The sequence below is a fragment of the Roseiconus lacunae genome (genome assembly GCF_008312935.1).
Classification (GTDB): domain Bacteria; phylum Planctomycetota; class Planctomycetia; order Pirellulales; family Pirellulaceae; genus Stieleria; species Stieleria lacunae.
The window spans coordinates 589,490-598,663 of record NZ_VSZO01000012.1 but is presented as its reverse complement, the minus strand read 5'-3'; the positions used below and the strand labels follow the sequence as shown (position 1 = coordinate 598,663).

The window sequence follows — 9,174 nt, the reverse complement described above, 5'->3', positions numbered from 1 at the left end:
TTCTCTCGAACCACTATCATTTGATCCTTCGGACGCAGCCACAACTCGTCGCCGATTGGGATGATCGCGAAATTGCTTTGCGATGGCTGATGATTTGCCCGGCACGCATGGTTGATGGTAAGCCGGCTGAACCGACCGAGGCCGAACTAAACGCGATTCGCAACAATCCTGAAAGGCTTGCCGAGGTTCGCCACCGTCTCTCCGATCCGAGTTGGTGGATGCGGCTTCTCAACCAACGAATCGCCCAGCGGGCCAACCGCGAAGACGAGGAATCGGGTAAGTTCTGGCAAGACCGGTTTCGAGCGATCCGAATCGAAGACGAAGCGTCGCTGCTCGCCTGCGCGGCCTATGTTGATTTGAATCAAGTTCGCGCCGGAATAGCCGAGTCGGTCGAGGAAAGCAAGTTTTCGTCCATCCAAACTCGCATCGAATCGGAATTCGGATCAACGGCTGAGTCACCACTGGAATCATCGCAAGCGAACGTCACAAGCGGCGATGGAAATCAAAAACACAAACCTTCAATACGCCGTGACGAGTTTCTTGCCAGACTGACGATTGACGAGCGGCGGGACGATCTCGGAGCTTGTGAAAGCGACTCGCCTCATCGGCTCACCGATAAGGGGTTTTTGCCGCTCACGCTGCCCCAGTACATCGAATTACTGGAGTGGACCATCGAGCAAACGTCACCAAAGCGAAAGAAAACCTGTGGTCGAGCCCCCACGGCACTGAGTCAGACTGGACTGAGCCGGCGGGCGTGGACGAAACTGGTCGACAGTTTTGACGAGGTGTTCACCCATGTGGCGGCGCGGATCGAAACACTCGAATCCTGCCGCAGCAGAATCACCGGTCGCCGCTTTCGCATCACCAACGAAGCAAGGCAGTTAATCGCAGCGGCGGCGTAGAAACTATCTCTCAACGGACTGCAAGCTTTAATTTCGACCGATGAGGCTGGTCGGTTCAGCCGATTTTCAATGGGCGATTGTTGTTATTGGTATTGGCAACGCTAATCCGGTTGATCGCTATCGGTGTTGTGATAGGGCGTGTCAGCATTTTGCCTGCCGTGCATCTAAACCCCGGTGTCACTTTTTGAAAGCCTTACCGGAGGCTGGCTCCACGAAATGGTGCGATCGGATGAAATGACGTGTCCCTTTGCTGTCTGACGGTCGCTTCGCCAGGCTCACGGATTGAGGATTGTTGCGGGAGCCGCCAAGGCTTCTTGCATATCAGAGGGATTAACGGGAAGGTCAGGTGGATTCCGACACCTTAGAATGACGCTCTACCGAAATCCTTGCTTTGATGTCAGCTGCGACTCATGTGCCCTATCCCCGTTCCTGCTCCGATTGCTCTGTCCCCGTTTTTGGGGGGCGTGGTGGTGATGTTAAGAGACTGCGTGATTCTTGTTCGTTGAGTGTCACATTGGGGTGACACCGTTCCCGGGGTTGCCTGAAGCTACTACAATCGTCCGTTCGGCTCGAGATGCTTTCAATGGGTTTCCCATTGCTGTGTCCCCGAGCGGTGCTGAGGTTGACTGTGCTGTGCTTCTGGGCAGTGCTGTGTCCCCTTAGGTCTATGAGTTTTCTGCGATTCGCTCCGAGAGAAATATGTCGATGTTGAATTACCGATTTCGTGACTTCGTCTCCGTTTTGACGCTGTCGTTTGTGGCGCTGACTCACTCGCTGGAGGCGCAAGAGTATGGTCTGTCCGAAGGCTTGAAGTCGCGTGCTGTCGTCACGGGGCTGTGCAATCCTTCGAGCGTGACGTTCAGTCCCGACGGGCGACTGACCGTTTGTGACTCTGGAAATGGCCGGGTCTTGGTCGTCAAGGATGGCAAAGCGGAAACGCTGGTCGATGGATTCGAAACTGAATACTGGAAGGTCGATGCCGAAACGGGGACCAAACGTTTCTTGCTCGGTCCGCTTTCTTCGGTTTGGGTCAATGATTCGACCATCGCGATCGCCAATTCGGGGGCGAAAGACGGTGCCGAGACGGTGATGTTTTTTGACGGGGCGGGGAAAGCGGCCGATGGAAAGCCAACCAATGCTGTGTCCCCCACGTCCGATGATGCGGCGGACAAAGGTGAAGGAAACTTATGCGGATTTAGCTTGTCAGAGGACGGCAAAACGATTTATGTCGCCGGTCAAGGTGCGGATGCTAAGTCGTGGGTGTTGGCGGTAGACGTCGAGTCGAAAAAGTTGACGCCTGTCTTTTCTGCCGACGAGCAAGGCATCGAAATCAACTCGCCGATGGCCACGATGCCCTGGGGATCGGATAGCGTTCTCGCCCTTTACTCCGGAGCCGGAGGAAAAGAAGACGGCCTGATCGTGCAGTGGGATGTGCGCAGTAAGAAAGCGGTTCGCCAGTGGACGTTACCGGGATTGGCTGACCCGATGGGCATGGCGCGTGTCCCTAACAGCGATTCCATCGTGGTTGTCGACAACCATTGGACGCTGACGGAAGTTTTGCCAAAGGGCAAGCTCGCTCACGTGGCGTTGCCAAAGGCAGGCGGGCCTGCGAAAGTAGAGGTCCTGGCCAACGAACTGCTCGGCCCGGTCTCCTGTGCGTTTGGTCCCAACGGGGATTTGTACATCGCACAGCTCGGAGAAGCGTTTGATGGTGACAAAGGCGAAGTGATCGCGGTATCGGGAATCAAACCCTAGCCCCAGTCGCGCGTGCACTGTCATCGACAAACCCGATGGCAGTCAATGAGTTTCCCCCGATGATAGGAAGTGAACCGACGTGAGAACGTGGACAATCCTGCTGGCAGTCATGGCGTGCGTTTTTCTGGGTGGGCCGGCAATGGCGCACCCACATCATTCGATGTCAAATCCAGGTGGTTTTGCTGCAGGATTCGCGCATCCCTGGCTTGGCATTGATCATTTACTGGCCATGGTCGCGGTCGGAGTGTTGGCGGTTCGAATCGGTGGAAGTGCTCTGTGGGGAGTTCCAGTCACGTTCCTGGCGTTCCTCGCCGTTGGGGGAGTCATTGGCCTGGAAGGCTTCGAAACACGATTGATCGAGGCTGGTATTGCCTTGTCAGTCATCGTGCTCGGTGTCGCTTTGGCGTCCGGTAAGAAGTACCCGTTAGGCGTGACCCTTGTCGGTGTCGCGGCGATGGCATTGTTCCACGGGCATGTTCACGGGGCAGAGCTGCCCGCGATGGCAGCTCCTGGAACGTACGCTGTTGGGCTGCTTGTCGCTACTGCCCTGCTGCATCTACTGGGCGTTGCCGCGGGAATGTATCTGACCGGTAGCGTAAAACGAACTGCCGCGTTGCGATTTTCCGGCGCGGTCATTGCGATCGCCGGGGCAGCGTTTTTGTTTCAAGCCTAGAGTTTCGCCGTCATCTGCGATAGCGGCTAGCCGAACGGCGTTCGTCGCAGTTGAACTGTATTGAACGCGGAGAAAGCCTAGCGGCTTCGAAGCCGTCATTGATCAGCTTCTTGATCGTTTGCTCAGTGCGGATCAAGACTACTGAGCAAATTGCAATCGCGGGTCATCTAAACCGAGACGCTTCATCTTCTTGTAGAGCGTCGTTCGGTTGATATCGAGCGACTCAGCCGTCGCGGCTCGATTCCAGTTGTTCCGCCGCAAGCTATGCAAAATGATTTCGCGTTCCGGCCCTTCGAGCGCCTCACGCAAGCTCTTGTTTTGCAGGTCGACGGGCGTCACAGAAAGGTTGGGGGGGGCCATCGGGGACTCGTTCATCGATGGTGACATCGGATCCGCGATCTTGCCTAATACCTCCGGTGGCAAGTCCTCCAATGTCAGTTGGTTTCCTCGAGAAAGCAGCACCGCGCGTTCGACGACGTTTTGCAATTGGCGAACGTTTCCGGGCCACTGATACGATTGCATTTGAGCCATCGCATCGGGAGTGAACGCATCGACTTCGCGTCCGCAGGTTTCAGCGGCTTCGCGTAAGAAGTAATCGACCAGCAACGGGATATCGCCGACGCGTTCGCGGAGTGACGGCAGGACAATGTTGACGACATTGATTCGATAGTACAAATCTTGGCGGAATGAGCCTTCCGAAACCGCTTTGGAGAGGTCTTCGTTGGTCGCCAAGATGACTCGGGTGTCGACCGATTGTGTTTTGGTACCGCCGAGTTGTTCGAATTGGAATTCTTGTAGGACCCGCAGCAGTTTGACTTGCATCGCTGCCGTGGCGGTCCCGATTTCGTCGAGAAACAATGTGCCTTGATCGGCAAGCTGAAACTTTCCAACCTTGTCCGTCGCGGCCCCGGTGAAGGCTCCTCTGACATGGCCGAACAATTCGCTTTCGAGCAGGTTGTCGGGTAATGCACCGCACGCGACTTCGACGAATGGTTTACCACGGCGTGAGCTACGTTCATGGATCGCCCGCGCGATCATACTTTTTCCGGTTCCGTTTTCGCCGGTGATCAAGATCGATGCTCTCGCGTCGGCGACGCTATCGATCACGTCGAAAATCTTCATCATCCGATAGTCATGGCTGATGATTCCTTCGAGTCCCGTACGGCGATCAAGTCGTTCGCGGAGTTGTTCATTCTCGCGTTCGATGTCGCGCTGAGAAACGGCACGACTGATGGCGAGGTTAAGTTCGTCGTCGATCAGCGGTTTGGTCAACAAGTCAAACGCGCCAGCCTTGATCGCTTCGAGTGCCGTGTCTGGCGTCCCATAACCGGTCATGACCAAGACGGTGGTTTCGGGATGATGATTCCGCGCATGCCCGATGAGGACAAACCCATCTTCTTCACGAAGCCGAAGGTCAGTGATCATCAGATCGTAGCGGCGTTGTTGCAGCGATGCTTTCGCGCCGTCTACACAATCGGCGACATCGACACTGTGACCGAGTTGACGCAGCCAATCTGCCATCGACTGAACTAAGTGCCAGTCGTCGTCTACAAGCAGGATGGAGGCCGATTGAGTCATGTTGCTCGGTGTCATCGAAGTCAAAACGGACGAGATGCGAGGATGAAAATCCTCAACAATTCCTAGGTCATCGTTAAGACTCGGGCAACGAAGTGTGGTCGGAAATACTCATTTAGATCGTGAGCATTTATCAAGGTTCCACTGCAGCGTCTGCTGACAAACCACGCTTACTGCCATTATTTCGGGGGGTGAGGCTGGGGGTGTCCCGACGAACGCGCCATACTTCTTGTCCGGCGAAAATGCGTCATACCAAGGCGGAGTTCGCCAACGCGGATTAATGACAATCCCGTTCGGAACACACTTAAGGCGTAGGCTGGGAAAATGATGTCTCTGAAAACGCTGGTCGTCGACGACCATGAAGCCGCCCGAGTCGGCTTGACGCAACTAATGGAAGGGACTTCGGTCTCGATCGCCAAGACGGTGGAAGACGGCGAGTCTGCTCTTCGCTGTATCAACGAAGAAGAATTTGATGTTGTCTTGATTGACGTTCAAATGAAAAAGATGGATGGTCTCTCGTTGCTTGAAGAGATTCGCGGCGATCATCCCGATCTACCCGTCGTTCTTTTCAGCGCGTATGACTACTCCGTTTATATGGCACGGGCGGTGGCAAACGGTGCCCAGGACTACGTCTTAAAAACCGATGAGTTGGAAGTCATCGAACGTGTGATTCAACACGTGTCGACGAATCGAACGAGTTGTCCCGGAGGTCGTTTGGATAGCTTGCGTTCGAAACTTTGTGGCAGTGACGGGGCTGGTAAGGCACACGAGGACTTCCCTTTAACCGGTCGTGAGTCGCAGGTTTTGCGGCATATCGCATTTGGGTTGAGTAATCGCGAGATCGCAAAGTCACTCGCAATCAGTGTAGAAACCGTCAAAGAGCACGTGCAAAATATTCTCCGCAAGACCGGGGCGAGTGACCGAACAGATGTTGCCGTTCGCGCGGTTCGCAAAGGCTTGGTCTAAGCAGACACCGGCTTGGTCTAAGCAGGTGCCGTGTCTGAATCGCTCACGCTTCGGTTGACGGCTTCGCCGTTGGCCGCTTCACGTTTTCGGAGCTGAATTAGCGCGGGGATCGAAGCGAGCTGTGGAAGCAGAGTGACAAAAGCGATCCCGAGGACGAGTAGGTGTGCGGTGACAAACGCGAACGGTTCGCCTGCGTAACGTCGAACGGGACTTTCGCCACTGATGAAAGTTATCAGCACCATGCCGAAAGTGCACAGGCCGATCAATACATTGGCCCATTGCCAAGTCCATCGGCCGCGCAAAACGGCCGCACTGATCAGCATTGCCGGTAGGTGCGGAAACAACGTGAGCTTCAACGAGTCGATCGCAATTTCCGGGACCGAGACAGGAAATGAAAACTCAAAACATGCGAAAATCGCGACGGCTGCGATGAAGCCGATGATGATCGATCCATGACCGAACGCGGAGATCATCGCGGCTTGCTCGATCCGCACTTCCTGGCGACACCACCGCCGGACTTTCTTGTAGATCGGTTCGGGCAATCCGGCGATCGGTTCTCGGTTCTGGAAACGTTTTAGGTCCGCGGCAAGTTCCCTTGCGTCGCGATATCGGCTTTCCGGCTCGATCGCCAAGCACGTTTTGCAAATCGTTTGTAAGTCGAGAGGGATGTCGCTGCCCTTCTCGAAACCTCGATGTTCGCCTCGGTGGATTCGTTGCATCAAGACGATTGTCGAGGTGGATTCAAACGGGTGACGTCCGGTCAGCAGTTGATAGAGGATGACACCGAGTGCGAACACGTCGATCGTCGGACTGAGCTGATTACGCCCGCCATCAATTTGTTCGGGGGACATGTACAGCAGCGTTCCGAAAAGATTCGTCGAGGTCTGCGATACATCGAGATCTAAAAGGCGTGCGAGTCCGAAGTCGGCGACTTGGATTTTGCCCGGGAAGAATTCGGATGAGCTAGGGTCGTGTTCGTCAGTGGTGAAAAGTAGATTGGCCGGTTTGAGGTCCAGGTGCATCACACCAAGTGAATGGCAGTGCCCGACCGCTTCGGCGACGGCATGCATTAGTTCGACAACGTGGGCGACCGGTTGCGGACCGGGATGTTCTTGCATCCAGGTCGCCAAGTCGCCGCGATTGGCGAAACGGGTGACTAAGAAGAAATACTCCTGCCAACGTCCGACTTCGAGGATATCGACTAGGCCGGGGTGTTCACATTTTGCGGCAATCTTTGCTTCTTGAAAGCAGCGTTCGTCAAACGCTTGGACCCCATTCTTGCGCGGCCTTGGAATCTTGATGGCCACTTCACGGTCGATCACCGTATCGAGGGCGAGGTAGACGCTACTCATCCCACCGTGTCCGATCAAACGTTCGATTTGAAACCGACCAATTTGATCAAGTGACTTTAGTGGAGTTGAGAGTTGACGCTGTCTCGCATGGCCGGCATCGGATTCAACAATGGTGTCCGCACCGGTCCAAGAGGCCTGCTCGTCACCTAGACATGAATCGACGATTTGTCCAAAGCTGATCTGTCGATTTAGTGCTTCGGCGTGATGGGGAAACTGTTCGACGAGCTGACGTTGCTTGGCAGCTTGGTCATCCGATGGCGTCAGACGATAGTGGTTATAAAGCACCGCCAGCTCGGCATCGGCATTACCGCGAAGGACCGGGAATCGGTCGAGTACCATGTCGAATTCATGAGGGAGTCCACGTGACGCTCGATCGGCTTGAAATGCCAATGCTTGATCAAGAAAGGCGTCAGGCGTCGCACCGCTAGGTATTTCCGATGGACCCATCTTTGCTATGCCACATCAGTCGCGAGGTTGCGGCAGTAAGTCGGCCAGTTCTTGAGGCCAGTGCATTTTTAACCGATGCAACCTCATGCGACAGGCATCGGCGCTCATACCGATCGCCTCGGCGATGTCAGGCCACGACCAACCTTGCATTCGCATCTCGACGAGCCGAAAGTCCTCGTTGCCGATCCGTGAGCGAAGGAATTCTCTTAAGTCACCTTCCTGGACATTCTCGGTCGGTTGTGGAACGTCACTTGGCAATTGTCGATGCTCGTCGGCGATCCCCGTTTCACGTCGGACATCGCGTTTTCCGGCCGTGTGAAATCGAATTTGTCGCTGAACCTCTTCCCGCGAGGTTCGGATCAGTCGCGCCAACGCTTCTTGGGGTGATAGCTGGGCCTCACTGCCGGTCCGCGAGGCGGTCAGGAAGTCAAAGAAGACGCTTTGGGCGATGTCGATCGAATCGAGCTTCAGGCGGACACCTGCCTTAGCCATCCGGGCTCGGATTTCGAGCCGAATTTGAGCCTCGAACTCGCGGACGAATTCGGTTGTCGAATCTTCGCAACCCTCGATCGCGTTGCGAAGCAGGGTTTCAATTCGTTTGTTGTTCATCTTCCATTGCCTCAAGCAGACTCGTTCCGAAGACTGAACAGATTAAAACCAAGCGGGGTGTGTTGCACAATGGAAACATTTGTCGACATTGCGAAAACGAATGAATCCATTCAAAAACCTCGCACCGACTATGGTGCGAGGTCGAGAGACAATGGCGAAATGTCTGATTGACGACACTTTAGATGTCTGATCTGCCTGATCAGGCTGGCTAAGTGAACAGATGCTTCGACATCGACGCAATGTTGCCACGTATTGAATTGCTATCGTTCAAACAGTACCGAGCTTGGCGCGCCGAGGACGGGAGCTGATGGAAGCTGGGATACCGACGGCGCTGGGATTCGAAAGTAGTCAGCCGCGGAAATCGGTTCGACGACCGATCGAGCTTCGTCGGTTGCAGCCCCGGGCGTTGGCTCTGGGGACGGTGGAAGCGGAGCCTCGATCATTCCCGATGGGATCGATGCACAACCGGCGCCGCCACAGTTTCCTCGCTCGACCGGAGTCCAGGTGTACTCACAGGAGGGGCACTTGTACTTTTCGGTTTTGACGACACAGATGCGTCGCAGGCGGGCGCCGTTGTGAACGCACGACGTGCAGCCTTGGCCGTCGCAAGCATCACACGACGCGCACGCAGACCGCTTTGACTTCTGCCAAGGGAAGACGACTCTTGGAATGCAGATAACTTTCGATTCGACCTTGAAGCAGGTCTTTTCCTCGTCGACCTTTTCCGCCTTCAGTTCGCAGACATGATCGCAAACGGGGCAGTTGCAACTGGCACCGGTTTGGTCAAAAAAGTCTCCGGCTTCGGCCGCCGGTTGAGCCCCGAGCAGCAAGGCGAAGGCTACGGCCACCATCGTCGGTATTGCTAAGTTGAATCGATTGGACATGAGATCGTTCC

General features: G+C 55.2%; 8 protein-coding genes. 4 read left to right on the top strand and 4 right to left on the bottom strand.

Features of this window, described 5'->3' with window-relative positions; genetic code table 11:
- From FYC48_RS18465 to FYC48_RS18455, 3 genes are all read left to right on the top strand, one after another.
- Positions 1-902 (top strand): hypothetical protein (locus tag FYC48_RS18465; RefSeq protein WP_235034317.1); only part of this gene is annotated, 902 nt, incomplete at its 5' end.
- A 705-nt stretch (positions 903-1,607) separates the two neighbouring features.
- Positions 1,608-2,657, top strand: a complete 1,050-nt coding sequence (locus tag FYC48_RS18460) for a hypothetical protein (RefSeq protein WP_149498186.1) — start codon at positions 1,608-1,610, stop codon at positions 2,655-2,657.
- 109 nt (positions 2,658-2,766) lie between these two features.
- The gene (locus FYC48_RS18455; protein ID WP_261345076.1) at positions 2,767-3,330 is read left to right on the top strand and encodes a HupE/UreJ family protein; all 564 of its coding nucleotides are present in this window, start codon (positions 2,767-2,769) and stop codon (positions 3,328-3,330) included.
- Positions 3,331-3,468: 138 nt separating this feature from the next.
- Here FYC48_RS18455 and FYC48_RS18450 read toward each other — a convergent pair whose 3' ends face one another.
- A complete protein-coding gene (locus FYC48_RS18450; protein ID WP_390622146.1) occupies positions 3,469-4,923 on the bottom strand; it encodes a sigma-54-dependent transcriptional regulator in 1,455 nt (484 codons plus the stop codon).
- Between the two features lie 306 nt (positions 4,924-5,229).
- Between FYC48_RS18450 and FYC48_RS18445 the strand changes: the two genes are divergently transcribed.
- Positions 5,230-5,871, top strand: a complete 642-nt coding sequence (locus FYC48_RS18445; RefSeq protein WP_149498183.1) for a response regulator transcription factor — start codon at positions 5,230-5,232, stop codon at positions 5,869-5,871.
- Between the two features lie 17 nt (positions 5,872-5,888).
- On the opposite strand, the gene FYC48_RS18440 is transcribed toward FYC48_RS18445, so the two are convergent.
- The 3 genes from FYC48_RS18440 to FYC48_RS18430 form a co-directional block, all read right to left on the bottom strand.
- On the bottom strand, positions 5,889-7,670 hold the full coding sequence (locus tag FYC48_RS18440) for a serine/threonine-protein kinase (protein WP_149498182.1): 1,782 nt from the start codon (positions 7,668-7,670) through the stop codon (positions 5,889-5,891).
- A 15-nt stretch (positions 7,671-7,685) separates the two neighbouring features.
- Positions 7,686-8,279, bottom strand: a complete 594-nt coding sequence (locus tag FYC48_RS18435; protein WP_149498181.1) for an ECF-type sigma factor — start codon at positions 8,277-8,279, stop codon at positions 7,686-7,688.
- A gap of 260 nt (positions 8,280-8,539) precedes the next feature.
- Positions 8,540-9,163: a hypothetical protein gene (locus tag FYC48_RS18430; RefSeq protein ID WP_149498180.1), complete on the bottom strand. Its 624-nt coding sequence runs from the start codon at positions 9,161-9,163 to the stop codon at positions 8,540-8,542.
- Positions 9,164-9,174 lie beyond the last annotated feature (11 nt).